At 67.7% G+C, this 25844-nt stretch carries 17 protein-coding genes and 1 tRNA gene; 11 read left to right on the forward strand and 7 right to left on the reverse strand.

Annotated elements, in window-relative coordinates; genetic code table 11:
- Nucleotides 1-6 precede the first annotated feature (6 nt).
- The 5 genes from hrpA (at nucleotide 7) to KPB06_RS13425 (ending at nucleotide 8149) form a co-directional block, all read left to right on the forward strand.
- Nucleotides 7-4227, forward strand: coding sequence for an ATP-dependent RNA helicase HrpA (hrpA, locus tag KPB06_RS13405; RefSeq protein ID WP_104012022.1), 4221 nt, complete (start codon nucleotides 7-9; stop codon nucleotides 4225-4227).
- Between the two features lie 174 nt (nucleotides 4228-4401).
- Nucleotides 4402-5391: a YVTN family beta-propeller repeat protein gene (locus tag KPB06_RS13410; protein WP_059583285.1), complete on the forward strand. Its 990-nt coding sequence runs from the start codon at nucleotides 4402-4404 to the stop codon at nucleotides 5389-5391.
- 16 nt (nucleotides 5392-5407) lie between these two features.
- Nucleotides 5408-6382: a sterol desaturase family protein gene (locus KPB06_RS13415; RefSeq protein ID WP_059583286.1), complete on the forward strand. Its 975-nt coding sequence runs from the start codon at nucleotides 5408-5410 to the stop codon at nucleotides 6380-6382.
- Between the two features lie 127 nt (nucleotides 6383-6509).
- Nucleotides 6510-7337 carry an EI24 domain-containing protein gene (locus KPB06_RS13420; protein WP_059583288.1) on the forward strand — a complete coding sequence of 276 codons (828 nt, stop codon included), beginning with the start codon at nucleotides 6510-6512 and terminating at the stop codon, nucleotides 7335-7337.
- On the forward strand, nucleotides 7334-8149 hold the full coding sequence (locus tag KPB06_RS13425; RefSeq protein WP_059583289.1) for a competence/damage-inducible protein A: 816 nt from the start codon (nucleotides 7334-7336) through the stop codon (nucleotides 8147-8149). The genes KPB06_RS13420 and KPB06_RS13425 overlap by 4 nt, the downstream gene beginning before the upstream one ends.
- A gap of 116 nt (nucleotides 8150-8265) precedes the next feature.
- Here the strand turns inward: KPB06_RS13425 and KPB06_RS13430 are convergent, their stop codons facing one another.
- Complete coding sequence (locus KPB06_RS13430; RefSeq protein ID WP_059583291.1) at nucleotides 8266-8730, reverse strand: rhodanese-like domain-containing protein; 465 nt, start codon at nucleotides 8728-8730, stop codon at nucleotides 8266-8268.
- Nucleotides 8731-9134: 404 nt separating this feature from the next.
- Here KPB06_RS13430 and glnA point away from each other — a divergent pair, with 404 nt between their 5' ends.
- The 4 genes from glnA to KPB06_RS13450 all read left to right on the forward strand — a co-directional run bounded on the left by glnA (nucleotide 9135) and on the right by KPB06_RS13450 (nucleotide 15614).
- Nucleotides 9135-10550: a type I glutamate--ammonia ligase gene (glnA, locus tag KPB06_RS13435; RefSeq protein WP_059583292.1), complete on the forward strand. Its 1416-nt coding sequence runs from the start codon at nucleotides 9135-9137 to the stop codon at nucleotides 10548-10550.
- A 161-nt stretch (nucleotides 10551-10711) separates the two neighbouring features.
- Complete coding sequence (gene glnL, locus KPB06_RS13440; RefSeq protein ID WP_059583294.1) at nucleotides 10712-11854, forward strand: nitrogen regulation protein NR(II); 1143 nt, start codon at nucleotides 10712-10714, stop codon at nucleotides 11852-11854.
- Nucleotides 11855-11890: 36 nt separating this feature from the next.
- Nucleotides 11891-13417, forward strand: coding sequence for a nitrogen regulation protein NR(I) (gene ntrC, locus KPB06_RS13445; RefSeq protein ID WP_059583296.1), 1527 nt, complete (start codon nucleotides 11891-11893; stop codon nucleotides 13415-13417).
- 88 nt (nucleotides 13418-13505) lie between these two features.
- Nucleotides 13506-15614 carry a prolyl oligopeptidase family serine peptidase gene (locus KPB06_RS13450; protein WP_059583297.1) on the forward strand — a complete coding sequence of 703 codons (2109 nt, stop codon included), beginning with the start codon at nucleotides 13506-13508 and terminating at the stop codon, nucleotides 15612-15614.
- Between the two features lie 22 nt (nucleotides 15615-15636).
- Here KPB06_RS13450 and xth read toward each other — a convergent pair whose 3' ends face one another.
- Nucleotides 15637-16413, reverse strand: a complete 777-nt coding sequence (gene xth, locus KPB06_RS13455) for an exodeoxyribonuclease III (protein WP_059583299.1) — start codon at nucleotides 16411-16413, stop codon at nucleotides 15637-15639.
- Nucleotides 16414-16596: 183 nt separating this feature from the next.
- Here xth and KPB06_RS13460 point away from each other — a divergent pair.
- Nucleotides 16597-16673: transfer RNA gene (locus KPB06_RS13460), tRNA-Met, on the forward strand.
- A gap of 246 nt (nucleotides 16674-16919) precedes the next feature.
- Here KPB06_RS13460 and KPB06_RS13465 read toward each other — a convergent pair.
- Nucleotides 16920-17612, reverse strand: a complete 693-nt coding sequence (locus KPB06_RS13465; protein ID WP_059583301.1) for an aspartate/glutamate racemase family protein — start codon at nucleotides 17610-17612, stop codon at nucleotides 16920-16922.
- A gap of 217 nt (nucleotides 17613-17829) precedes the next feature.
- Here KPB06_RS13465 and dinB point away from each other — a divergent pair, with 217 nt between their 5' ends.
- Complete coding sequence (gene dinB, locus KPB06_RS13470) at nucleotides 17830-19002, forward strand: DNA polymerase IV (protein WP_059583303.1); 1173 nt, start codon at nucleotides 17830-17832, stop codon at nucleotides 19000-19002.
- A gap of 58 nt (nucleotides 19003-19060) precedes the next feature.
- Here the strand turns inward: dinB and KPB06_RS13475 are convergent, their stop codons facing one another.
- The 4 genes from KPB06_RS13475 to fixL form a co-directional block, all read right to left on the reverse strand.
- On the reverse strand, nucleotides 19061-21148 hold the full coding sequence (locus tag KPB06_RS13475; protein WP_059583305.1) for a M3 family metallopeptidase: 2088 nt from the start codon (nucleotides 21146-21148) through the stop codon (nucleotides 19061-19063).
- A 293-nt stretch (nucleotides 21149-21441) separates the two neighbouring features.
- On the reverse strand, nucleotides 21442-22302 hold the full coding sequence (gene folD, locus KPB06_RS13480) for a bifunctional methylenetetrahydrofolate dehydrogenase/methenyltetrahydrofolate cyclohydrolase FolD (RefSeq protein WP_059583307.1): 861 nt from the start codon (nucleotides 22300-22302) through the stop codon (nucleotides 21442-21444).
- A 243-nt stretch (nucleotides 22303-22545) separates the two neighbouring features.
- Entirely contained in the window at nucleotides 22546-23184 is a 639-nt protein-coding gene (gene fixJ, locus KPB06_RS13485) for an oxygen response regulator transcription factor FixJ (RefSeq protein WP_006493245.1), read from the reverse strand.
- Entirely contained in the window at nucleotides 23181-25697 is a 2517-nt protein-coding gene (gene fixL / locus KPB06_RS13490; protein ID WP_275906099.1) for an oxygen sensor histidine kinase FixL, read from the reverse strand. Before fixL ends, fixJ begins: the two co-directional genes overlap by 4 nt.
- Nucleotides 25698-25844: the final 147 nt, after the last annotated feature.

The raw sequence follows: 25844 nt of genomic DNA on the forward strand, positions 1-25844 counted from the left end.
GCCCCCATGTCGAATGTTTCTAAAAGTCCCGCGCCGACGCGGGCCAATACGCCGTCGGCGAAGCACCCGGATGGTGCGGCCGACGTGCGCGAGCAGCCCGGCCAGCCGCCGCGCCGGCAGCAGGACAAGCCGGCGGGCACGCCGGCACATGCGCCGCGCGGGCCGCGCAATGACGAACGGCGCGGCGACGCGCGCCAGCCGGCCGCGAAGGGCGCGCCGCAGGCCGCGGGCGAGCGTGCCCCGCGCCGCGAGCGTGCGCCGCGGGCCGCCGTCGCACCGAACCCCGTCCCGCCGATCACATACCCCGAAAGCCTGCCCGTGTCGGGCAAGCGCGACGAAATCGCGCGCGCGATCGCCGGCCACCAGGTCGTCATCGTCTGCGGTGAAACGGGCTCGGGCAAGACCACGCAGTTGCCGAAGATCTGTCTCGATCTCGGCCGCGGGCTCGGCGCCGGCGGCACGGGCCTGATCGGCCATACGCAGCCGCGGCGCCTGGCCGCATCGTCCACCGGCCGCCGGATCGCCGAGGAACTCGGCACGCCGTTCGGCGAGGTGGTCGGCTACAAGGTGCGCTTTACCGACAATCTCGCGCCGGGCGCGTCCGTGAAGCTGATGACGGACGGCATCCTGCTCGCCGAGACGCAGACCGACCCGTTGCTGAAGGCGTACGACACGCTGATCATCGACGAGGCGCACGAGCGCAGCCTGAACATCGACTTCCTGCTCGGCTATCTGAAGGAGATCCTGCCGCGGCGGCCGGACCTGAAGCTGATCGTCACGTCCGCGACGATCGACGCCGACCGCTTCGCGCGCCATTTCGGCACCGACGAACGCCCGGCGCCCGTGATCGAGGTGAGCGGGCGGCTGTATCCGGTCGAGATGCGTTACCGCCCGGTGGCCGAGGATCGCCCGGCGGTGAAGAACGCGGAAGGCACGGGCGGCCGCGATCGCGTGAAGACCGCGCGCGAGGCCGAGCGCGACCTGATGGACGCGATCGTCGACGCAGTCGACGAGCTGTGCCGCGAAGGCCCCGGCGACGTGCTGGTGTTCCTGCCCGGCGAGCGCGAGATCCGCGAGGCGGCCGAGGCGCTGCGCAAGCACCATCCGCCGCATACCGAGATCCTGCCGCTGTTCGCGCGGCTGTCGGCGGCTGACCAGGACAAGGTGTTCAAGGCGTCGAACGCGCGCCGCATCGTGCTCGCGACCAACGTGGCCGAAACCTCGCTGACGGTGCCGGGCATCCGCTACGTGGTCGACACCGGTCTCGCGCGCGTGAAGCGCTATTCGTACCGGAACAAGGTCGAGCAGCTGCAGGTCGAGTCGATCTCGCAGGCGGCCGCGAACCAGCGCGCGGGCCGTTGCGGCCGCGTGGCCGACGGCGTGTGCATCCGCTTGTACGAGGAAAGCGACTACCAGGCGCGCGCACGCTTCACCGATCCGGAAATCCTGCGTTCGTCGCTCGCGTCGGTGATCCTGCGGATGAAGTCGCTGCACCTGACGGCGATCGAATCGTTCCCGTTCCTCGAACCGCCGCCCGGCCGCGCGATCGCGGACGGCTACCAGTTGCTGAACGAGCTCGGCGCGGTCGACGACGACAACGCGCTGACGCCGCTCGGCTGCGAGCTCGCGCGGCTGCCGCTCGACCCGCGCGTCGGCCGGATGATTCTGGCCGCGCGCGACCAGCAGTCGCTGCGCGAGGTGCTGATCATCGCGAGCGCGCTGTCCGTGCAGGATCCGCGCGACCGCCCGATCGAAGCGCAGGAGCAGGCCGACCAGGCGCACCGCCGGTTCGCCGACGAGCGCTCCGAATTCCTGCAGTGGCTGAAGATCTGGGCGTGGTTCGAGGAAGCCGTCGCGCACAGGAAGTCGAATCGCCAGCTCGTCGACGCCTGCCGGCAGAATTTCCTGTCGCACCTGCGGCTGCGCGAGTGGCGCGACGTTCATTCGCAGCTGCTGACGGTCGTGCGCGAGCACGGCTGGCGACTCAACGAAGTCGAGGCCACCTACGAACAGATTCATCTGGCCCTGTTGACGGGCCTGCTCGGCAACATCGGGATGAAAGCGGATGACGATCCGCATTACCTCGGCGCGCGCGGCATCAAGTTCTACCTGTGGCCCGGCTCCGCGCTCGCGAAGAAGGCCGGCCGCTGGGTGATGGCGGCCGAACTCGTCGAGACGAGCCGGCTGTACGCGCGATGCCTCGCGAAGATCGAGCCCGAGTGGGTCGAGAAGGTCGGCGCGCATCTGCTGAAAAAATCGCTGTCGGAGCCGCACTGGGAAAAGCGCCCGGCGCAGGTGAGCGCGTTCGAGCGCGCGACGCTGTACGGGTTGCCGATCTACCACCGGCGGCGCGTCGCGTTCGGCAAGCAGGACCCGGCGCGCGCACGCGAATTGTTCATCCGCGGCGCGCTGGTCGAGGGCGAATTCGACACGAAGCTGCCGTTCTTCGCGCACAACCGCAAGCTGCTCGCCGACATCGAGCAGCTCGAACACAAGTCGCGCCGCCAGGACGTGCTGGTCGACGACGAGCTGATCTACGCGTACTACGACCATGCGATTCCGGAAGGCATCCATACGGGCGCCGCGTTCGAGCGCTGGTATCGCGACGAGGTGAAGAAGGCCGGCCAGCCCGACGACAAGCAGCGGCTGCTGTACCTGTCGCGCGACGACCTGATGCGCCACGAGGCGGCCGGCGTGACGACCGATCTGTTCCCGAAGCGCGCGACGATGGCCGGCGTCGAGATGGCGCTCACGTATCACTTCGAGCCCGGCACGCCGCGCGACGGCGTGACGCTCGCGGTGCCGCTCTTCGCGCTGAACCAGGTCGATGCGCGCCGCTGCGAGTGGCTCGTGCCGGGGATGCTGAAGGAAAAGGTGCAGTTGCTGTTGAAGTCGCTGCCGCAGAAGCTGCGCCGGCACTGCGTGCCGCTGCCCGAGTACGCGGCGGGCTTCGTCGAGCGGATGGGGCGCGAGCGCTTTGGCGCGGGCGGGCTCGTCGAGGCGCTGATCGCCGACGTGCGCGGCGAGACGCAGGTCGCGATGAAGTCGGCCGATTTCAAGCTCGAGACGTTGCCCGCGCATCTGTTCATGAATTTCAAGGTGATCGACGAGCACGGCCGCCAGCTCGCGATGGGGCGCAATCTCGCGCAGCTTCGCCAGGAGCTCGGCGCGCAGGCGCAGCAGCAGTTCCAGAAGATCGCGGCGGCGTCGACGCTCGCGCCGGGCGGCGACGCCGGCGCGGGCGATGCAGTCGGCGCGCCGGCGCCGGCCGCCGCGCAGGCTTCGGCCGCGAAGGGCGGCAAGCCGGGCAAGGGCGCCGCGCCGCAGACGGCCGCCCCACGGATGGCCGCCCCGACGGAAACCGGCGCGACGGCGTTGTACGAGAACCTGACGACGTGGAATTTCGGCAAGCTGCCCGAGCTGCTGGAAATCCGCCGGCGTGGCCAGACGCTGTACGGGTATCCGGCGCTCGTCGACCGCGGCACGCATTGCGACGTCGAGGTGTTCGATTCGCCGGAGGAGGCCGCGCGCATCCACCGGGCCGGCTTGCGGCGGCTGTTCGCGCTGCAGTTGAAGGAGCCGATCAAGTTCCTGGAAAAGAACCTGCCGGGCCTGCGCGAGATGGCGATGCAGTACATGTCGCTCGGCACGCAGGACGAGTTGCGCGACCAGTTGATCGACACGGCGCTCGACCGCGCGTGCCTGCAGGACCCGCTGCCCGACGACGACGCGAGCTTCCACACGCGCCGCGACGAGGGCAGGAGCCGGCTGAACCTGCTCGCGCAGGAAATCGCGCGGCTCGTCGGGCAGATCCTGGCCGAATACGCGGGCCTCGTGAAGAAGCTCGCGCAGGCGAAGCCGTTCGCGCAGGCCCATGCCGACCTGCAGCAGCAACTGGCCGCGCTGGTCGGCAAGCGCTTCGTGATCGACACGCCTTACGCGCAGCTTGCGCATTTCCCGCGCTATCTGAAGGGCATCGCGCTGCGGATCGACAAGCTGAAGGCCGATCCGGCGCGCGACGCGAAGCAGTCGACCGAGCTGCTGCCGCTCGTCCAGCAGTACCAGCGCGCGGTGTCGCAGCGCGGCGGCGTCGCCGATGCGCGGCTCGCGGAATTCCGCTGGCTGCTGGAGGAACTGCGGATTTCGCTGTTCGCGCAGGAACTGCGCACGCCGATGCCGGTCTCTGTCAAGCGTCTGCACAAGGTCTGGGAGTCGATGCAGCGCTAGCGCGACATCGGTCGGCCGGGCCTGCACGGGCAGCCCAGGCCTGCGCCGCGGCGGCCCGTGCGGCCGCCCGGCGTGCGGCAAGGTGGCGCAAAAGCGGCGCAATCCCGGCATGGGTCAACCGGAGGGGCCCGCCGAACGTTCTACAATCACTGCTGTTCCACGACGTGAGTCTTCATGCGCACTTTCCTTTCCTTCGGCCGCACGCTTGCGCTGGCCGCCGCCGTGCTGGCGCCCGCCGCACACGCGAATAACGTGATCGTCCTCAATTCGGCCGAAGCGACGCTTTCCCTGATCGACCAGCAGACCCGCGAAGTCGTTTCCACGATGCCGACCGGCAAGGAACCGCACCATTTGATGGCGACGCCCGACAATGCATCGCTGATCGTCGCGAATTCGGTCTCGAACAGCCTGATGTTCCTCGATCCGAAGACGGGCAAGCTGCAGCGCACCGTCGAAGGGATCGACGATCCTTACCAGCTTGGCTTCTCGCCCGACCGCAAGTGGTTCGCGGCGGCCGGTTTGCGGCTCGATCGCGTCGACATCTACGGCTACGACGGCCGCGACCTGAAGCTCGTGAAGCGCGTGCCGCTCGCGGTGATGCCGAGCCACCTCGCGTTCACGAAGGACAGCAAGACGCTGCTCGTGTCGCTGCAGGTGTCCGGCGAGATCGCGGCGATCGATCTGCCGACGCAGACGGTCAAGTGGAAGATGAAGGTCGGCAAGGTGCCGGCCGGCCTGTGGCTCACGCCCGACGACAAGTTCCTGCTGGTCGGGATGACCGGCGCGGATTACGTCGCAGTCGTCGACTGGCGCAACCAGAAGGTCGTCAAGCAGATCTACACGGGCAAGGGCGCGCACAACTTCCGCTCGCTCGCCGACGGCACGCACGTCGCGGTCACCAACCGCGTCGCGAACACGATCAGCATCATCGACGAGAACGCGCTCACCAACGTCGGCGACATCACCGGCCTGCTGCCGGGCCCCGACGACATGGAGCTGTCCGCCGACAAGAAGACGCTGTGGGTGACGTTCCGTTTCGCGAAGAAGGTCGGGATCATCGATCTGGCCTCGCGCAAGCTGGTGCAGACGATCGCCGTCGGCCGCTCGCCGCACGGCATCTACTTCTACGACCGCGCGCCGTGGAAGGCGGCGAACGGCGCGTGACGGGCGGAGGCGGACGATGCTGCACCTGATCGACGCGTTCGTGTCGGACATCCAGACCTGGCTGTACGTCGACGTCGTGCAGCCGCTCCTCTTCAAGTTCAACCTGATGGACTACGACGAGGACACCTACGACGCGCTGTACTGGGTGATCATCGGCGCGCTGCAGATGGTGCTGATGTTCGCGCTGCTGCGCCCGCTCGAGGCGCTGCTGCCGGTCGAGCGCTGGAAGAACCGCCGCGCGGTGCGGGTCGACGTGATCTACACGGCGATCTCGAAGCTCGGCATCTACACGCTGTTCTTCTTCTTCGCGCTGCAGCCGGTGTTCGACAACTTCCAGGCGTGGCTGCGCCTGCATGGCGTGTCGAACGTCAACCTCGACTACCTGTGGCCGGGCGTGACCTCGCAGCCGATCGTCGCGTTCGCGATCTACCTCGTCGTGCTCGATTTCGCCGGCTACTGGTATCACCGCTGGCAGCACAAGTTCGGCATCTGGTGGGAGCTGCACGCGGTTCATCACAGCCAGCGTCAGATGTCGCTGTGGTGCGACGACCGCAACCACCTGCTCGACGACGTGATCCAGTCGTGTTTCTTCGCGGCGATCGCGCTCGTGATCGGCGTGACGCCGTCGCAGTTCGTCGTGCTGACCGCGGTCACGAACTTCCTGCAGAGCATCCAGCATACGAATGCGCGGCTGTCGTACGGCCGCATCGGCGAGCGCCTGCTCGTCAGCCCGATCTTCCACCGCCGGCACCATGCGGTCGGCTACGGCCACGAAGGCACCAAGTACGGCTGCAACTTCGGCGTGCTGTTCCCGTGGTGGGACATGATGTTCGGCACCGCGTCGTGGAACCGCACGGTCGAGCCGACCGGCATCCGCGAGCAGGTCGAGGGCGTGTCCTACGGCGACGGCTTCTGGTCGCAGCACGGCCTGGCGTTCGTGCGGATCTTCCGGCGCCTGTTCCCCGCGAAGCGCGGCGCGGCGTCGGCCTGATCCCGATTCCGGCCTGTCTCCCGTCGAGCGACGCTTCCACGCGGCCCGCAGGCGCTTTGGCGCAGGCGGGCCGTGTGGTTTATCCTTTCCCCGTTTTTCTCCGTCAATCCACACTCCATAGGCTCGCATGAACGACTTGCTGCGTTCCTTCGTCCGGGCGCTCGCCAGCGCGCTGCACCCGCGCATGCTGTGGCTCACGCTGATGCCGTTCGTCGTCTCGGCGCTGCTGTGGGGCGCCGTGCTGTGGTTCTCGTGGCAGACGCTGATCGACGTCGCGCGCGGCGCGCTCGACGGGTTCGTGCTGACGGCCGCGCTGTATCGCGCGTTCGATGCGATCGGCATGTCGCAGCTGCACGCGGTCGTCGCGCCGTTCGTGGTCGTGTCGCTCGCGATTCCGCTGATCGTGCTGACCGTGCTGCTGCTGATCGCGACGATCTCGATGCCGGTCGTGATCAAGCACCTGTCGAACCGGCAGTTCGCGGCGCTTGAGCCGAAGCGGGGCGGCACGTTCTTCGGCAGCGTGGTCAATTCGCTCGGCGCGGCGATCGTCGGCGTCGTGCTGCTCGTCGTCACGATCCCGCTGTGGCTGATTCCGCCGTTCTTCGCGCTGCTGCCGCCGGTGATCTGGGGCTGGCTCACGTATCGCATGATGACCTACGACGCGCTCGCGCTGCACGCGAGCCGCGACGAGCGCCGCGCGCTCGTGCGCCGGCATCGCTGGCCGCTGATCGGCATCGGCGTCGCGACCGGGCTGCTCGGCACCGTGCCGACCTTCGTGTGGGTTTCGTCGGTCTGGATGATGGTGCTGTTCCCGTTCGTCGCGGCCGCCATGATCTGGGTATACGCTTTCATCCTCGTCTTCTCGGCGCTGTGGTTCGGGCACTACTGCCTGCGCGCGCTGGAGGACCTGCGCGCCAGCGCGCGCGCCACCGCAATCGACATGGGGCAGGCATGAGCATCGGCATCATCATCATCGGCGACGAAATCCTTTCGGGCCGCCGGCAGGACAAGCATCTGGCGAAGGTCATCGAGCTGCTCGGCGCGCGCGGCCTCGCGCTCGACTGGGCCGAATACGTCGGCGACGATCCGGCGCGCATCACCGCGACGCTCGCGCGCGCGATCGCGTCGGGCGACATCGTGTTCTCGACGGGCGGGATCGGCGCGACCCCCGACGACCATACGCGCCAGTGCGCGGCCGCCGCGCTCGGCGTGCCGCTCGAGCTGCATCCGGAAGCGAAGGCGCTGATTTCGGAACGCATTCGCGAGACGCACGCCGACCCGGCCACGCCGGTCGATTTCGAATCGCCGGAGAACCAGCATCGATTCAACATGGGCGTGTTTCCGGCGGGCGCGACGATCATCCCGAACGGCTACAACCGGATTCCCGGCTTCTCGGTCGGCCATCTCCACTTCGTGCCGGGCTTCCCGGTGATGGCGTGGCCGATGATCGAATGGGTGCTCGATACGAAGTACGCGCATCTGCATCACGCGACGCCGCATGCCGAGCGCTCGCTGGTCGTGTTCGAGTTGCCGGAATCGACGCTGACGCCGCTGATGGAGAAGATCGAGCGCGATTTCCCCGGCGTGCGCGTATTCAGCCTGCCGAGCGTCGGCGACGCGGAGCGCGGCGGCATCTACGCGCGCCGTCACATCGACCTCGGCGTGAAGGGCGAGCCGGAAGCAGTCGCGGCCGCGTTCGTGAAGCTGCGCGAAGGCGTGCACCTGCTCGGCGGCGACGTCGTCGAGCCCGATACGCCGCGCGCCTGAGCGGCCTGCAACGGGGCCGTACCAAAAACAACGGGCCGCGCAATGCGGCCCGTCATCGGCATGTCATCGCCCGGCTCGACGATGAGGCTGTCGCAACCGGCGGGCGTGGCGCGCCGTCAGGCGCCGATCCACGGCAGTTTGCGGAAGCACCAGCCGTCGACCGTCTTGCGGTGGCCTTCGGCGTCCTTGGCGCCCTCGAAGCCTTCCAGCAGATCGAAGGCCTTCGTGAAACCGGCCTGCGCGGACGCGACCGCGGCGAGCTTCGAGCGCGCGGCGCTGCGGCACAGGAACAGGATGGGCGTATCGGCCGGGAGGGCCGCCTTCAGTTCGTTGACGAATTCGGCGTTCGGCACGCCGCCCGGGTAGCGCGTCCATTCGACGTGCAGGTACTGGCCGTCGCCGACGAGCGGGCGGCCGACCCAGTCGAGCTCGGCGCGCGTGCGCACGTCGACGAGGCGCGCCGACGGGTCGAGCTGCAGCAGTTCGAACGCCTCGACCGGCAGCAGCGCGCCGGCGTAGTTGAGCGCGCCTTGTGCGCGGCGTTCGTCGGCCTTCGCGTAAAGCTGGTCGAGCGTACTCATGGCAGGGTCTCCGTATCGGTCAAACGAGCATTCTAGCGCGGCGGCGTCGCGCGGATGCCGGCGTGAGCGGTGGTGCAGGCACGGACCACGCGTTCACCAAAAAAGTGCAAAATGGCGCGAATGCACCAGGATGATTCGGCTGCGCCGCCGTATCCGCACGAGCGCACCATTTCGGTGCGCCCCCGCCAGCGCCAGTACGGCGGAGAGCCCTGCAATTGCGCAGGCGAGCCCCGCCAGGGCGCGGGCTGGCGTGATCCGCGTCGGTTTTGCGATGGTTGGCACGGAAGCTGCTATATAGAATTCGGTCGAATCGGGGCGCGCTGCGCCAAAGCAAGACCCCGGTCAGCTCGATAAACGAGGCGGTTTCCCAGTCCGCCGGAATTGTTCAATCAGGAGAAGAGGTTATGAGTAAAACCGTCGCCGACGTCATGCAGCTCGTGAAGGACGAGGACGTCAAGTTTGTCGATTTCCGCTTCACGGATACGCGCGGCAAGGAGCAGCACGTGTCGGTGCCGGTTTCGGCGTTTGACGAAGACAAGTTCGAAAGCGGGCATGCATTCGACGGTTCGTCGATCGCGGGCTGGAAGGGCATCGAGGCGTCGGACATGCTGCTCATGCCGGACCCGAACGCAGCGTTCGTCGACCCGTTCTACGAAGAGTCGACCCTCGTGCTGACCTGCGACGTGGTCGAGCCGGCCGACGGCAAGGGCTACGAGCGCGATCCGCGTTCGCTCGCGAAGCGCGGTGAAGCGTACCTGAAGAGCACGGGCATCGGCGACACGGCCTACTTCGGTCCGGAACCGGAATTCTTCATTTTCGACTCGGTCCAGTGGAACACGGACATGTCGGGCTGCTTCGTGAAGATCAACTCGGAAGAAGCGCCGTGGTCGGCAGGCAAGGAATTCGAAGGCGGCAACACGGGCCACCGCCCGGGCACGAAGGGCGGCTACTTCCCGGTCGCGCCGGTCGACACGTTCCAGGACATGCGTTCGGAAATGTGCCTGCTGCTCGAACAGCTCGGCATCCCGGTCGAAGTGCACCACCACGAAGTGGCGGGCCAGGGCCAGAACGAAATCGGCACGAAGTTCTCGACGCTGGTTCAGCGCGCCGACTGGACGCAATGGTCGAAGTACATCATCCATAACGTCGCGCACTCGTACGGCAAGACGGCGACGTTCATGCCGAAGCCGGTCGTCGGCGACAACGGTTCGGGCATGCACGTTCACCAGTCGATCTGGAAGGACGGCCAGAACCTGTTCGCGGGCAACGGCTATGCCGGCCTGTCGGAACTGGCGCTGTTCTACATCGGCGGCATCATCAAGCACGCCCGTGCACTGAACGCGATCACGAACCCGACGACGAACTCGTACAAGCGTCTGGTCCCGCACTTCGAGGCACCGGTCAAGCTCGCGTACTCGGCGCGCAACCGTTCGGCATCGATCCGCATTCCGCACGTGTCGAACCCGAAGGGCCGCCGTATCGAAACGCGCTTCCCGGATCCGATGGCGAACCCGTACCTGTGCTTCACGGCGCTGATGATGGCCGGCCTCGACGGGATCCAGAACAAGATCCATCCGGGCGAAGCAGCGGACAAGAACCTGTACGACCTGCCGCCGGAAGAGGATGCCAAGATCCCGACCGTGTGCGCGGGCCTCGACCAGGCACTCGAAGCGCTCGACAAGGATCGCGAGTTCCTGACGCGCGGCGGCGTGTTCACGGACGGCATGATCGACGCGTACCTCGCGCTGAAGGAGCAGGAGCTGGCGAAGTTCCGCATGACGACGCACCCGATCGAGTTCGAGATGTACTACTCGCTCTAATCGGCGATGGCGCTTCGATTCAGCGCCGTCATGCCGGTTCGTTCCCGTCGCGCGGCTTGCGGCGGGAACGGCGGAGTCTGAAAGGGGACGGCGTCCGGCCGTCCCTTTTTTGTTCCGACGATTTTCATTTTCTGGCCCGGTGAGGCGCGACAAGCACGCAGATGGTTCTGAAGAATCTGATCAAGGCGAAAACGGGGCAGCCCGAACGACTGACGGACGACGAGCGGCTCGCGCGCTCGGGTCTGCTGGCGGGGCTCGAAGCGCTGCCGACGGTCGTGATCGTGCTCGACCGCAAGACGCTGCGGGTCGCGTTCGCGAACCCGTCCGCGGAGGCGATGCTCGACATCTCGCGGCGGCAGCTCGCGCAGCGGCCGTGGGGCGAGATTTTCCCGAACGCGAACGAGCTCGCGTCGACGATCACCGCGATCGGCCAGGAACGCTTTCACGCGACGCACCTCGATACCGTGCTCGACCGGCCCGGCCGCGAACCGCTGCATGTGCATGCGATCGTCGGCTTCCTCGAGAACGCGCCCGATTTCGTGCTCGTCGAGCTGTTCGAGAACGAACGGCAGTCGCGCACCGACCGCGAAGAGCGCATCCACGACCTGACCGCGGTCAACAAGCAACTGATCCGCAACCTCGCGCACGAGATCAAGAACCCGCTCGGTGGCATTCGCGGCGCAGCCCAGCTGCTCGAATTCGAACTGGGCGAGCGCGAGCGCGGCGAGTTGCGCGAATACACGCAGGTGATCATCAAGGAGTCCGACCGCCTGCAGACGCTCGTCGACCGGTTGCTGGAGCCGCACCGGCATCCGCATATCGTCGGCGACGTGAACATTCATGAAGTGTGCGAACGCGTGCGCGCGGTGATGCTCGCGGAATTCCCGCGCGGGCTCACGATCGAGCGCGACTACGACGTGAGCGTGCCGGACCTGCGCGGCGACAAGGAGCAGTTGATCCAGGCGCTGCTGAACATCGTGCGCAACGCCGCGCAGGCGCTGCGCGAACGAATCGCGCAGGGCGACGCGAAGATCGAGCTGCGCACGCGCATCGCGCGCAAGGTGACGATCGCCAAGCGCCTGTACCGGCTGGCACTGGACTTGCACGTGATCGACAACGGGCCCGGCATTCCGGAAGAGATCCGCGACCGGATCTTCTATCCGCTCGTGTCCGGGCGCGACGACGGCAGTGGCCTCGGCCTCACGCTCGCCCAGACGTTCGTGCAGCAGCACGACGGGATGATCGAGGTCGAAAGCCGGCCCGGCCGTACCGAATTTCAGATTCTGTTGCCGCTCGACCATTGAGCGGCGACATGCGATTCACCCATACCTGACCGACCTATGAAGCCGATCTGGATAGTAGACGACGACCAATCGATCCGCTGGGTGCTTGAGAAGGCACTCGCCCGGGACAGCTTCGCGACGAAGAGCTTCGCGAACGTGCGCGACGCGCTGGCCGCGCTCGACCACGAGACGCCGCAGGTGCTCGTGTCCGACATCCGGATGCCGGGCGGCTCGGGCCTCGAGTTGCTGCAGGCGATGCACGAGCGCCTGCCGGGCCTGCCCGTCATCATCATGACGGCGTTCTCCGATCTCGACAGCGCCGTCGCGGCGTTCCAGGGCGGCGCGTTCGAATACCTCGCGAAGCCGTTCGACGTCGACAAGGCCGTCGAGCTGATCCGCCGCGCGGTGGAAGAAAGCCTGCGCGGCGGCGCGCCGCAGGACGAGCGCGTGGCCGAGGCGCCCGAGATGCTCGGGCAGGCGCCCGCGATGCAGGACATGTTTCGCGCGATCGGCCGGCTGTCGCATTCGGCCGCGACCGTGCTGATCACCGGCGAGTCGGGCACCGGCAAGGAGCTCGTCGCCCGGGCGCTGCACCGTCACAGCCCGCGCGCGAACGGGCCGTTCATCGCGCTGAACACGGCGGCGATTCCGAAGGATCTGCTCGAATCCGAACTGTTCGGCCACGAGCGCGGCGCGTTCACCGGCGCGCAGACGACGCGGCAGGGCCGCTTCGAGCAGGCCGAGAACGGCACGCTGTTCCTCGACGAAATCGGCGACATGCCGTTCGACCTGCAGACGCGCCTGTTGCGCGTACTGTCGGACGGGCAGTTCTATCGGGTCGGTGGCCACAACCCGCTGCGCGCGAACGTGCGCGTGATCGCCGCGACGCACCAGAATCTCGAGTCGCGCGTGCGGCAGGGGCTGTTCCGCGAGGACCTTTACCACCGGCTCAACGTGATCCGGCTGCGCCTGCCGCCGCTGCGCGAACGCAGCGAGGACATCGCGCTGCTCACGCGCCACTTCCTGCAGAAAAGCGCGCGCGATCTCGGCGTCGAGCCGAAGCGCGTGTCCGACGACGCGCTCGCGTACCTGAGCTCGCTGCCGTTTCCCGGCAACGTGCGGCAGCTCGAGAACCTCGCGAACTGGCTGACCGTGATGGCGCCCGCGCAGACGGTCGAGATCAAGGATCTGCCGCCCGATCTCGTGCCGGCCGGCGCGCCCGCTGCGCCGGCCGCCGCGACGGGCGACGGCACGGAAGCGCTCGGCAGCGGCGGCCATGCTGCGGCCGTGCCTGCCGCGGTCGGTGCCGCGCCGGCGGCGTCCGCGCCCGTCGCGAGCGCGGCGAACGGCGGTGCGCCTGCCGGCTACCCGGTGTGGGAGCACGGGTTGCGCACCGAAGTCGCGCGGCTGTTGCGCGAGAACTCGGCCGACGTGATGGACGAGCTCGCGCGCCGCTTCGAGGCGGCCGTGATCCGCGAGGCGCTCGACTTCACGCGCGGCCGCAAGGTCGAGGCCGCGGAGCGGCTCGGCATCGGCCGCAACACGATCACGCGCAAGATCCAGGAACTCCATCTGGAGCCCTGAGCTCGATTCATGGCATGCGCGGGCCCGCGCATGCCGCGATCGGACATAATCGCGGTTTGCACGCAGTTTGCCATTCCGCCGCTCCTCCATGTCCGATTCCTTCCGCTGGCCCGCCGGGGCCGACCCGTTCCGTTTCCTCGAAGCGCTCGACAGCAAGCGCGCCCGCACGTGGGTCGACGAGCAGAATGCGCGCACGCGCGCCGCGCTGCGCGACGACGATGCCTATCGCGCGCTGACCGCGCGTCTCGCGAAAGCGTATCTGCCGCGCGAACGCCCGGTGATTCCGACCCGCTGGCGCGACTGGGCGTACGACCTGTGGCAGGACGATCTCCACCCGAAGGGGCTGTGGCGCCGCACGCGCTGGGACGACTGGCGTGCCGGCCGTCCCGACTGGGAAACGCTGCTCGATATCGACGCCCTCGGCGCCGAAGAGGGCGAGTCGTGGGTGTTCGAGCAGGAGGCGATCCTGTATCCGGACGGCGATCGCGCGCTGCTGTCGCTGTCGCCGGGCGGCGCCGACGCGGTCGTCGTGCGCGAATTCGATCTCGTCGAGCGCCGGTTCGTCGATGGCGGCTTCACGATCGACGAACCGGGCCATCACACGGTCGGCTGGATCGATCGCGACACCGTTTACGTGAGCTGGGATCGCGGCGAAGCGCATGCGACCGCGGCCGGTTATCCGTATGAAGCGCGGCGCTGGGTGCGCGGTACGGCGCTCGCCGACGCGCCGGTCGTGTTCAAGGGCGAGCCGGACGACATCAGCGCGGGTGCGTGGTTCGATCCGATCGACGGCCGCCACGTCGCGTGGCGCAGCGTCGATTTCTTCGATGCACACGCGTACCGGCTGACCGACGCGGGCGAATGGGCGCGCTACGACGTGCCGACGCACGTCGAGGTCGGGTTCTGGGAAGGCTGGCTCGTGCTGGAGCCGCGCCTCGACTGGGATTGCGACGGCGCGCGCCACGCGGGCGGCTCGCTGCTCGCGATCCGCGAGCAGGCGTTCCTCGCCGGCGCGCGCGACTTCACGACGCTGTTCGCGCCGCAGCCGACGACGTCCGCCTGTACGTGGACGCACACGCGCACGACGCTGATCGCAAGCTGGCTCGACGACGTGCACAACCGCACGATGCTGTGGCAGCCGCGGCAGCGCGACGACGGGTCGTGGACGTGGGATGCGCGGCCGTTCGAATGGCCGGGCGATGCGCAAATCGACGTCGAGCCCGTCGAAGCGACGCTGAACGACGAGGTGTACGTCGACGTCGATACGTATCTCGATCCGCCCGAATGCTGGCTGGCCGATCTGGCCGACCGCGCGGACGATGCGGGCGCGCGCCGCGTGCTGCTCGACCGGCCGCCGGTGCAGTTCGATGCGGCCGGGCTCGTCGTACGCCGCGCGAGCGCGCGTTCGCGGGACGGCACGGTGGTGCCGTACACGCTGATTGGGCCGCGCGATGCGCTCGACCCGACGGAGGGCATGGCGCGGGTCGCGCGGCCGTGCCTGTTGTCGGGCTACGGCGGCTTCGCGATCCCGAACCTGCCGGGTTACAGCGATGCGTTCGGCATCGGCTGGCTCGAACGCGGCGGCGTGATGGCGTTCGCGCACATCCGCGGCGGCGGCGAATTCGGGCCGCGCTGGCACGTCGACGCGCAGCGCGAACACCGGCAGCGTTCGTTCGACGATTTCATCGCGGTCGCCGAGGATCTGGCCGCGACCGGCGTGACGACCGCCGCGCAGCTCGGAATCGAGGGCGGCAGCAACGGCGGGTTGCTGGTCGCCGCGTGCATGATGCAGCGGCCGGAGCTGTTCGGTGCGGTGCTGTGCCGCGTGCCGCTGCTCGACATGCAGCGCTATCCGAAGCTGCACGCGGGCGCCGCATGGCTCGACGAATACGGCGACCCGGACGATCCGCGCGAGGGCGCGGCTCTGGCCGCGTATTCGCCGTATCACCGCGTGCGCGAAGGTGTCGTGTACCCGCCGTTGTTGCTGACGACGTCGACGCGCGACGACCGCGTGCATCCCGCGCATGCGCGCAAGATGGCCGCGCGCATGCAGGCGCTCGGTCACGAACGGGTGTGGTACTGGGAGAACACCGACGGTGGCCACGGCACTGCGGACGATCTCGAACGTGCGGAAGCCGACGCAGCCGAATTCGGTTTCCTGTGGGCCCATCTCGGGCCGGCGCCCGCGCGGCGCTGATCGCGCGCGGGCGCGTGCGCGATCAGCCGACGATCGCGACGACGGGCGTGTGGTCGGACGGCTGTTCCCACGTGCGCGGCGTGCGATCGACTTCGCACGACGCGCAGGTCGCCGCGAGCGCCGGCGACAGCAGGATGTGGTCGATGCGCAGCCCCGCGTTGCGGCGGAACGCCATCATCCGGTAGTCCCACCACGTGAAGGTTTTTTCCGGCTGTTCGAAGCGGCGGAACGCATCGACGAAGCCGAGTTCGATCAACTGCTTGAAGTGCGCGCGCTCCTGCGGCGACACGAGGTTCTGGCCTTCCCATTTCGCGGGATCGTGCACGTCGCGGTCTTCCGGCGCGATGTTGTAGTCGCCGAGCAGCGCGAGCTTCGGATAGCGTTGCAGCTCGGTGCGCAGCCACGCCTGCAGCGCGTCGAGCCATTGCATCTTGTAGACGAACTTGTCGGAGTCGAGCGCCTGGCCGTTCGGGAAGTACGCGGATACGATGCGCACGCCGTCGACCGTCGCGGCGATCACGCGCTGCTGCGGATCGTCGAAGCCGGGGATGTTGCGCACGACGTCCGATTCGTCGACGGCGAGCGTGTCGCGCACGAGGATCGCGACGCCGTTGTAGGTCTTCTGGCCGGCGAACCAGCTGCGGTAGCCGATCGCCTCGAGATCGGCGCGCGGGAATTTCTCGTCCGGCAGCTTCAGTTCCTGCAGGCACAGTACGTCGGCTCCGCTTTGCGCGAGCCAGTCGAGCACGTGCTGTTTACGGACGTTGAGCGAGTTGACGTTCCAGGTGGCGATTTTCATGAACGGGAGAGTGCGTGCGGCGTGAATGCGAAGGCCGCCATCTTACCGCGAGCATGGGGTGCGAACGCGCGCGTCATGCGATGCGTGCCTGGGGCCGCGCATCGTCGCCCGGGCAGCGGAAGCAGAAACTGTGACAAAGGTATTGACGTGAGTACTTCCTCACCCTATAATTTATTTCTCTGACGCGGGGTGGAGCAGTCTGGCAGCTCGTCGGGCTCATAACCCGAAGGTCACAGGTTCAAATCCTGTCCCCGCAACCAAGCACACCAGACGATGTGCCGCGCAATTGACCGATGCGCACTTCGTCTACGAAAAACCCGGCTCCATGCCGGGTTTTTTGTTTTCCGCGCCCGCCCGTTATTTCGGTGCGCCCGCGTGAAGCGAGTCGCGTGATTCGCGGGCGGGGCGCGCGGCGACGCGCCCGCCGGGAGCGTGAATCCTGCCGCACGGAACAATGCGGCGATGCTCTCGGGCGGCAATTGTCGATCCGCGCCGGCGCGCGTCGTTCAGCGCGCCGCCCACTCGACGGCCGCCTTCGCGTGCAGCGCGGTCGTATCGAAGACCGGCAGCGGCGAGTCGTCCGCGCCGATCAGCAGCGTGATTTCCGTGCAGCCGAGGATCACGGCCTGCGCGCCGCGCTTCGCCAGTGCGTCGATGATCGACACATACGTCGTGCGTGATTCCGCCGAAATGACGCCGTGGCACAGCTCGTCGTAGATGATGCGGTGCACGTCGTCGCGCCCGCGCTCGTCCGGCACGAGCACGTCGAGCCCGAACTTTTCGCGCAGCCGCGCCGCATAGAACGGCAACTCCATCGTGTAGCGCGTGCCGAGCAGCGCGACGCGCTCGACGCCCGCGTCGCGCAGCGCGCTGCCGGTCGGGTCGGCGATGTGCAGGAACGGCAGCGTCACCGCGGCTTCGATCGCGTCGTGCACGCGATGCATCGTATTGGTCGTCAGGACCACGAGATCGGCGCCGGCCGCTTCGAGCTGCCGGGCGGCGTCGGCCATCCGTTCGCCGAGCGCGGCCCAGTCGTGCGTGCGCTGCAGCGCTTCGATTTCGGCGAAGTCGACCGTGACCAGCACGCTCTTCGCGTTGTGATGCCCGCCGTGCAATGCCTTCGAGTGCCGGTTGATCATCCGGTAGTACTCGGCCGACGATTCCCAGCTCATGCCGCCGATCAGTCCGATCGTCTTCATCTGTCACCTTTGCGTTTCGTGTATCGCGGCAGACGAGTATAGGTGCGGCCGCCCGTGCCTGGCCGGTACGATCCGCACAAACCGGGCCGGTACGGCGCAGCCGCTGGCGGAGGGCCGCTGCCGGACGGCCGGTTGAGGCGACGGGCGAGGGGGCCGCTGCCGGACGGCCGGTTCGCGCAGCCGGCCCCGGACGTACGCGGCAGTTGAAACCGGCACTGTGTTTTTGTACAGTATCGGCACCGTGAACCCGACCACCATCCCGCCTGCCGATCCGCACGCACCGTCCGGCGACGCGCCGCCGCGCATGCGCAAGATCATTCATTGCGACTGCGACTGCTTCTACGCGTCGGTCGAGATGCGCGACGACCCGTCGCTGCGCAACCGGCCGCTCGCGGTCGGCGGCCGCCCCGACCAGCGCGGCGTGATCGCGACCTGCAACTACGAGGCGCGGCGCTACGGCGTGCATTCGGCGATGTCGTCGGCGCTGGCGATGCGCAAGTGTCCGGACCTGCTGATCCTGCCGTCCGCGATGGACAAGTATCGCGCGGCGTCGCGACAGATCATGGCGATCTATCGCGACTACACGCCCGACGTCGAGCCGCTGTCGCTCGACGAGGCGTACCTCGACGTCAGCGGGTCGTCGCGTTGCCAGGGCAGTGCGACGCTGATTGCGCGCGAGATCCGCGAACGGGTGCGCGACACGGTCGGCGTGACCGTGTCGGCGGGCGTCGCGCCGAACAAGTTCATCGCGAAGATCGCGTCCGACTGGAACAAGCCCGACGGGCTGTTCGTCGTGCGGCCGCACGAGATCGACGCGTTCGTCGCGGCGCTGCCGGTGCGCAAGCTGCACGGCGTCGGCAAGGTGACGGCCGCGCGGCTCGACCGGCTTGGCATCCAGACCTGCGCGCAATTGCGCGACTGGCCGCTGATCGACCTGCACCGCGAATTCGGCGCGTTCGGGCGGCGCCTGTACGAACTGTCGCGCGGGATCGACGAACGGCCCGTGCAGGCCGACCAGGAGCGCAAGTCGGTCAGTGTCGAGACGACCTACGTGACCGACCTGACGACGCTCGAGCAATGCGCGGACGAAATCCGCCGCCTCGTCGTGCAGCTCGACGCGCGGATCGAGCGCGCGGGCGCCGCGCGATCGATTCGCAAGCTGTACGTGAAGATCCGCTTCGCCGATTTCCAGCGCACGACGGTCGAGTGCGTGGCCGACGCGACGAATGCCGAGACGGCCGTCACGCTGCTCGCGAAGGGGTTGTTGCGGCGCGCGCAGCCGGTGCGGCTGCTCGGCGTCGGCGTGCGCATCGACGAGGACACGGCCGAGCGCCACGGGCAATTCCTGCTGTTCGACGACGAAGTGGGCGACGACACGCCCGCGCCATGAAAAAAGGCACCGCCGAAGCGGTGCCTGTCGATGCAGCCGGACGAAGCGGGCAGCGCGCTCAGTGCGCGGACGCCGCCATCCCGTTGTGGCGCAGCAGCGCGTCGATCTGCGGCTCGCGGCCGCGGAACGCCTTGAACGATTCCATCGCGGGGCGGCTGCCGCCGACCTCGAGGATTTCGCGGCGATAGCGGGTGCCGGTTGCCGCATCGAGCACGCTGCCGCTGGCGGCGGCGGCTTCCTCGAACGCCGCGTACGCATCGGCCGACAGCACCTCGGCCCACTTGTAGCTGTAGTAGCCGGCCGCATAGCCGCCCGCGAAGATATGGCTGAACGTGTTCGGCCAGCGCGAGAACGCCGCCTGCGGGATCACGTGATAGCGCTCGTTGATCTCGCGCGCGAACGCGGTCACGCCGGTGGCGCCGGCCGGGTCGAAATCGACGTGCAGCAGCATGTCGAACATCGAGAACACGATCTGGCGCAGCGTGCCGAGCCCGCTCTGGAAGTTCTTCGCGGCGATCATCTTGTCGAACAGCTCGCGCGGCAGCGCGGCGCCCGTATCGACGTGCGACGACATCGACGACAGCACGTCCCATTCCCAGCAGAAGTTTTCCATGAACTGCGACGGCAGTTCGACCGCATCCCATTCGACGCCGTTGATGCCCGACACGCCGAGCTCGTCGACGCGCGTGAGCATGTGGTGCAGCCCGTGGCCGAATTCATGGAACAGCGTGATGACTTCGTCGTGCGTGAAGCACGCGGGCTTGCCGCCGACCGGCGCGGAGAAGTTGCAGGTCAGGTACGCGACGGGCGTCTGCACGTCGCTGCCGCGCTTCGCGCGCGAGCGCGCGTCGTCCATCCACGCGCCGCCGCGCTTGCCTTCGCGGGCGTACAGGTCGAGATAGAACTGCGCGACGAGCGAGCCGTCGCGGTTCTCGACGCGGAAGAAGCGCACGTCCTTGTGCCACACCGGCGCGTCGTCCGGCTTGATCTTGACGCCGAACAGCGTTTCGGTGACGGTGAACAGGCCCTTCAGCGCGGCCGGTTCCGGGAAGTACTGCTTGACCTCGTTTTCCGAGAACGCATAGCGTTGCTGGCGGAGCTTTTCGGCCGCGTACGCGACGTCCCACGGTGCGAGTTCGGCGAGGCCGAGCTCCTTCGCGGCGAACGTGCGCAGCTCGTCCCAGTCCTTCTCCGCGTGCGGGCGGGCGCGCGTCGCGAGATCCTCGAGGAACGCGATCACCTGCTGCGGCGATTCGGCCATCTTCGGCGCGAGCGACACTTCGGCGAAGTTGCGGTAGCCGAGCATCTGCGCCTCTTCGCGGCGCAGCTTGAGCGCGTCGGCGACGATCGCCGTGTTGTCCCATTCGGCCTTGCCGTCGCCGTATTGCGGCCCGAGTTCCGACGCGCGCGTCGCATAAGCGCGATAGAGCGTCTCGCGCAGCGCGCGGTTGTTCGCGTACTGCAGCACCGGGAAATACGACGGGAAATGCAGCGTGAATTTCCAGCCTTCCTTGCCGTCCTTCTGCGCGGCCTCGCGGGCGGCCTCGATCGCATCGCCGGGCAGGCCGGCCAGTTCGGCTTCGTCCTTCGCGAAGTACGCGTACGCGTTGGTCGCGTCGAGCACGTGATCGGAGAACGCCTTCGACAGCGCGGCCTGTTGTTCCTGCAGCTCCGCGAAGCGCGGCTTCTGCTCCTCGGGCAGCTCGGCGCCCGACAGGCGGAAGTCGCGCAGCGCGTTGTCGAGAATCTTCTTGCGCTCGGCGGACAGCGTCGCGTATTCGGCGCTCGCGGCGATCGCCTTGTACTTTTCGTACAGCGCGAGATTCTGGCCGACGCTCGACCAGAACTCGGTCACGCGCGGCAGGTTTTCGCCGTAGGCAGCGCGCAGTTCGGGCGTGTCGGCGACCGCGTTCAGGTGGCCGACGATGCCCCATGCGCGGCCGAGCGGCTCCGTGGCCTGCTCGACCGTCTCGACGACGGCGGCCCAGGTCGCCGGCGTCTCGCTGGCGCTCGCGGCTTCGACTGCGCGGTTGGCGGCATCGAGCAGCGTATCGAGCGCGGGCGTCACGTGTTCCGGGCGAATCTCGCCGAAACGGGGCAGGCCGGAGAAGTCGAGGAGCGGATTGGTATGGGCGCTGGCGGACATAAGACTCCCTGTCTGTTGCCGGATGAACCGGGATGAAAAGGGTAACGGCGGCTGGGCGCGAGCGCGCCCGGTACCGACATTATTGGGGCGCATCGTGCGCTTTCCAATCGTTAGTTTCTAATGACGCGATTGACGCAGGGTCGGATGCGCAGCGACGGGCGTGGCCGGGAACGGCATTCGGCGGCCGGCGGCCCGACGGTAGGCCGCCGCGGGCCGGGGCGGCGCAGCCGGGGCGAGCGCGGCTGGCGGGACACCGGCGCGCGCAAGCGCGCGCCGGCTGAGCGGGTAGTGCGTCAGGCCGCGGCGGCAGCCGCGCGTTCGGCGGATTCGATCGTGTTGATCAGCAGCATCGTGATGGTCATCGGGCCGACGCCGCCCGGCACCGGCGTAATGTAGCCGGCGACTTCCTTCACGCCCGCGAAATCGACGTCGCCGCACAGCTTGCCTGCGTCGTCACGGTTCATGCCGACGTCGATCACCGTCGCGCCCGGCTTCACCATGTCGGCGGTCAGGATGTTGCGCTTGCCGACCGCGGCGACCACGACGTCGGCCTGGCGCGTATGCGCGGCGAGGTCGCGCGTCTTGCTGTGGCAGATCGTCACGGTCGCGCCGGCGTCGAGCAGCATCATCGCCATCGGCTTGCCGACGATGTTCGAGCGGCCGATCACGACCGCGTTCGCGCCTTGCAGCGCGATGCCGTGCGCTTCGAACATCTTCATCACGCCGTACGGCGTGCACGGGCGGAACAGCGGCTTGCCGGTCATCAGCGCGCCCGCGTTCGCGACGTGAAAACCGTCGACGTCCTTTTCCGGCGCGATCGCCTCGATCACCTTGTGGCTGTCGATATGCGCGGGCAGCGGCAGCTGGACGAGGATGCCGTGGATCTTCGGATCGCGGTTCAGCTCGTCGATGCGCGCGAGCAGGTCGGCTTCCGACAGCGTGTCCGGGTAGGCATCCTTCTGCGAGAAGAAGCCGTTGTCCTCGCACGCCTTGATCTTGTTGCGCACATAGACTTCGCTCGCCGGGTTGGCGCCGACGAGGATCACCGCGAGACCGGGCTGGTGGCCGCGTGCGGTCAGCGCGGCGGCGCGTTCGGCGGCCTGGGCGCGCAGGGTCTTCGAAAGGGCGTTGCCGTCGATGAGGAGGGCTGTCATGGTGGTGGGTTCTGCCGGGAAGTTGGGATGCGGGCGTACGGCGCCCGAAAGCGCCGTAGCAAAGCACGTAATTATACCGTTCGCCTGCTGCCGTCCGACAGCGAATCAACGGGAAGCGTCATGGCCGCGGCGCGCGCGCGCCGGGAAAAACGGCGCGCCGCCGCGCGAGTGGGCCGCATCGCGCGGGGCGGCAAGCGCCGGTTGCGGGCCGGGCGGCGCTGCCGCCGAGGCCCGGGAACACGCTCAGGCCTGTTTCTTCGACAGCGCGAGGCGCAGCAGGTCGGCCACCGTGTTGACGTTGAGCTTTTCCATGATGTTCGCGCGGTGCGCCTCGACCGTCTTGATGCTGATGCCGAGATCGTCGGCGATCTGCTTGTTCAGGCGGCCCGCGATGATCCGCTCGAGCACCTGCTGCTCGCGCGCGGTCAGCTTCGACAGGCGTTCGCTCGCGGCACGCTGCTCCTGCACGCTCTTGCTTTCGCTTCGGGCCTTGTCGAGCATCCGCTCGACGAGCTTGCGCAGCTCGGCTTCGTCGAACGGTTTCTCGATAAAGTCCATCGCACCCTTTTTCATCGTCGACACGGCCATCGGCACGTCGCCGTGACCGGTGACGAAGATGATCGGCAGCGCGGCGTTGTCGGCGATCAGGCGTTCCTGCAGCTCGAGGCCGCTCATGCCCGACATCCGCACGTCGAGAATCAGGCACGCGATCTGGCCTGCCTGCTGCGCCGGCTGGTACGCATCGAGGAACTGCTCGGCGCTCGAGAAGCATTGCACGCGATAGCCGTTCGCCTCCAGCAGCCAGCGCAGCGAGTCCCGTACGGCCTCGTCGTCGTCGACGACAAAGACGGTTTCCTGAGTGGTGGTGACAGGGCTATTCATAGTTCTCCCGTAACGGTATGTGATGCCGATGCCTCGCGCCCCCCTTGGCCGAGATCAGCGGGTTCCCCAATGGGCAGGCTGCAGTGGAACGTCGCGCCGGAAATGCGGCCATCCGGCTCGACGTTGTTGACCACCCACAGACGCCCCCGATGCGATTCGATGATCGAACGGCAGATGTTCAGCCCCATGCCCATGCCGTCGGACTTGGTGCTGTAAAACGGTTCGAACAGGCGCTCGGCGGTCGCTTCGTCGACGCCCGGGCCCTGGTCGATCACACGGATGTCGACGAAGCCCGCATCGATGTCGGCGACGACGCGGATCACGCCGTCCACCGACGCCGGCTTCACGTCGGCCATCGCCTCGGCTGCGTTCTTCATCAGGTTCACCAGCACCTGCTCGATCAGCACGGGGTCGACATAAATAATAGGCATTCTTGCGAGGATTTCCGTGACGATCCGGATCCTGCGCTTTCTGGCCTCGATTTCGGCGAGCCCGACCGCGTCGGCGACGATGTCCGCGACCCGCGCCGGCTGGCGCTTCGGCTCGCTGCGCTTCACGAATTCGCGGATCCGCTTGACGATCATCCCCGCGCGCAGCGCCTGCTGCGCGGTCTTTTCCAGCGCGGGCTGCAGCGTCTCGGGCGTGCCGCGGCCGCTCTTCACGAGCGCGAGCGTGCCCGAGCAGTAGTTGTTGATCGCGGCGAGCGGCTGATTCAATTCGTGAGCAATCGACGACGCCATTTCACCCATCGTCATCAATCGGCTCGTGAACTGCAGCTTTTCTTCCTGCTGGTGCGCGAGCTCCTGCGCCTTCTTGCGGGTCGTGATGTCGGTCGCGATCTGCATCTGCGCGAGGTGGCCGTCCACCCACTGGATGTACTGGCGGCGCACCTCGAACCACTTCTGGATGCTCTCGACGTACACCTCCTGCGCGTCGGCGGTGCTGCTCGTCAGCGCGGCGGCCGGCAGGCCCGCGAACGCGTCGACCATGTCGATCGAGTCGGACGACGCCTGCGCGCGGTCGAAGCCGCCGCCCGACAGCTCCAGATGGCCGTCCGGGCGAATGCCGAACAGGTGGCGGTAGTAGCGGTTCGCGAACAGCAGCTCGGCTTCGTCGGCGGCGAGCACCGACACCGCGGCGTCGAGGCTTTCGAGCACCGTCGTGAAGCGCTCGTGCGCGGCGGCGAGTTCCTCCCGCGCGCGCTTCGGCTCGGTGATGTCGGTCATCGACGACATCCAGCCGGTCTGGCGGCCCGAGCTGTCGATCAGCGGCGATACGTACAGGCGCGCATGGAACAGCGTGCCGTTCTTGCGCCGCACGCGCAGCTCGAAGCCCGAGCTCGGCGCCTTGCCGCGCAGCGTCATGTCGAGCTGGCGCTGCATTTCCGGGTACGCGTCGCGCGGCCAGTAGGGGAACGGCGCGACCTTGCCGACGAGATCGGTTTCGTCCCAGCCCGTCATCCGGCAGAACGCCGGGTTCACGTGCGTGATGCGGCCGTGCATGTCCAGCACCCGCATGCCGATCAGCACCGAGTTTTCCATCGCGCGGCGGAAGAACGCCTCCGCGTACAGCGCCTGCTGTGCCTCGAAGCGCTGGCGTGTGTGCTTCCACAGGCTCCAGAGGCTCCACAGCACGAAGCACGACAGGCCGGCGACGAGCCACACGAGCGTGTTGTTGGTGAGGTTCGTGAGCTGCGGGAACGCATACACACGCACCGTCAGCCCCTGGCCGGGCGGATCGAGCGGCAGGTCGTAGTGCGAGTCGCGCGGCAGGCGCGGGCGCGTCGACGTGGACGATAGCTCGCGGTTGTTGGAATCGGTGATCGAGATCTTGTACTTCGACGACAATTCCTGCGGGATGTCGTGCTTCAGGATCCCTTCGACCGAGAACACCGCGGCGATCGCGCCGAGATATTCGCGGTCGCCGCGCATCACGGGCGTCTGCAACGTGATGAAGCCGTTGCCGAAGTCGTCGTAGATCAGCGGCGAATAGGCCTGGCGGCGCGTGCTGCGCGCCTCCTCGTACGCGCCGCGCACGGCCTCCTGCATCTGCGCGTCGCCGGGCTTCGCGAGCCGCTGGCCGAGCAGCGGCGGATGCACGGTCGGCCAGCGCTGCACGCCGGGCGCGGTGTACCAGTTCAGGTAGAGGATTTCCGGATGCGTCTGCATGACGTCCGCGACGGCCATCTGGAATGCGTTCTGGTCGAGCCGGCCGGATGCGAGGTCGCGCGACAGCGCCTGCAACTGTTCCTGCGCGCCCGTCATCGACAGGCGGATCTGCTGCTGGGCCCACGCGACGTTGCGAAAGAGGGTGTCTTCCTGCTGCTGCTGTTCGCGCCGGTTGAGGCTCCACAGGATGAGGCTCATCACGACGAGGAACACCAGGATCGACAGCAGCGGCGTCAGCAGATAGGAGTTGGACCACCACGGTCCGTGGTGCCAACGGGACGGCTGCGACTCCGCCGGCGGGCCCGGCGGTCGCGCCGAGCGTGCGAAAAGCCGATCGGTCAACATGGCAGGATTGTAGCGCAGCGCAATACATGGAAAACCGCTACCGGATATGTTGAACGGAAACGGTTTTGTTCCGACGAGACGGGCCGCGGAGCCCCGAAACAAGGGTGCAGCGCAGCAATATTCCGCATGGCGAGAAAAGATCTCACA

It is taken from the genome of Burkholderia semiarida (assembly GCF_029268935.1).
GTDB lineage: Bacteria > Pseudomonadota > Gammaproteobacteria > Burkholderiales > Burkholderiaceae > Burkholderia > Burkholderia semiarida.

Coding starts and splice junctions, on each gene's coding strand:
- hrpA (WP_104012022.1), top strand. CDS start 7: ATGTCGAATGTTTCTAAAAGTCCCGCGCCGACGCGGGCCAATACGCCG.
- KPB06_RS13410 (WP_059583285.1), top strand. CDS start 4,402: ATGCGCACTTTCCTTTCCTTCGGCCGCACGCTTGCGCTGGCCGCCGCC.
- KPB06_RS13415 (WP_059583286.1), top strand. CDS start 5,408: ATGCTGCACCTGATCGACGCGTTCGTGTCGGACATCCAGACCTGGCTG.
- KPB06_RS13420 (WP_059583288.1), top strand. CDS start 6,510: ATGAACGACTTGCTGCGTTCCTTCGTCCGGGCGCTCGCCAGCGCGCTG.
- KPB06_RS13425 (WP_059583289.1), top strand. CDS start 7,334: ATGAGCATCGGCATCATCATCATCGGCGACGAAATCCTTTCGGGCCGC.
- KPB06_RS13430 (WP_059583291.1), bottom strand. CDS start 8,730: ATGAGTACGCTCGACCAGCTTTACGCGAAGGCCGACGAACGCCGCGCA.
- glnA (WP_059583292.1), top strand. CDS start 9,135: ATGAGTAAAACCGTCGCCGACGTCATGCAGCTCGTGAAGGACGAGGAC.
- glnL (WP_059583294.1), top strand. CDS start 10,712: ATGGTTCTGAAGAATCTGATCAAGGCGAAAACGGGGCAGCCCGAACGA.
- ntrC (WP_059583296.1), top strand. CDS start 11,891: ATGAAGCCGATCTGGATAGTAGACGACGACCAATCGATCCGCTGGGTG.
- KPB06_RS13450 (WP_059583297.1), top strand. CDS start 13,506: ATGTCCGATTCCTTCCGCTGGCCCGCCGGGGCCGACCCGTTCCGTTTC.
- xth (WP_059583299.1), bottom strand. CDS start 16,413: ATGAAAATCGCCACCTGGAACGTCAACTCGCTCAACGTCCGTAAACAG.
- KPB06_RS13465 (WP_059583301.1), bottom strand. CDS start 17,612: ATGAAGACGATCGGACTGATCGGCGGCATGAGCTGGGAATCGTCGGCC.
- KPB06_RS13475 (WP_059583305.1), bottom strand. CDS start 21,148: ATGTCCGCCAGCGCCCATACCAATCCGCTCCTCGACTTCTCCGGCCTG.
- folD (WP_059583307.1), bottom strand. CDS start 22,302: ATGACAGCCCTCCTCATCGACGGCAACGCCCTTTCGAAGACCCTGCGC.
- fixJ (WP_006493245.1), bottom strand. CDS start 23,184: ATGAATAGCCCTGTCACCACCACTCAGGAAACCGTCTTTGTCGTCGAC.
- fixL (WP_275906099.1), bottom strand. CDS start 25,697: ATGTTGACCGATCGGCTTTTCGCACGCTCGGCGCGACCGCCGGGCCCG.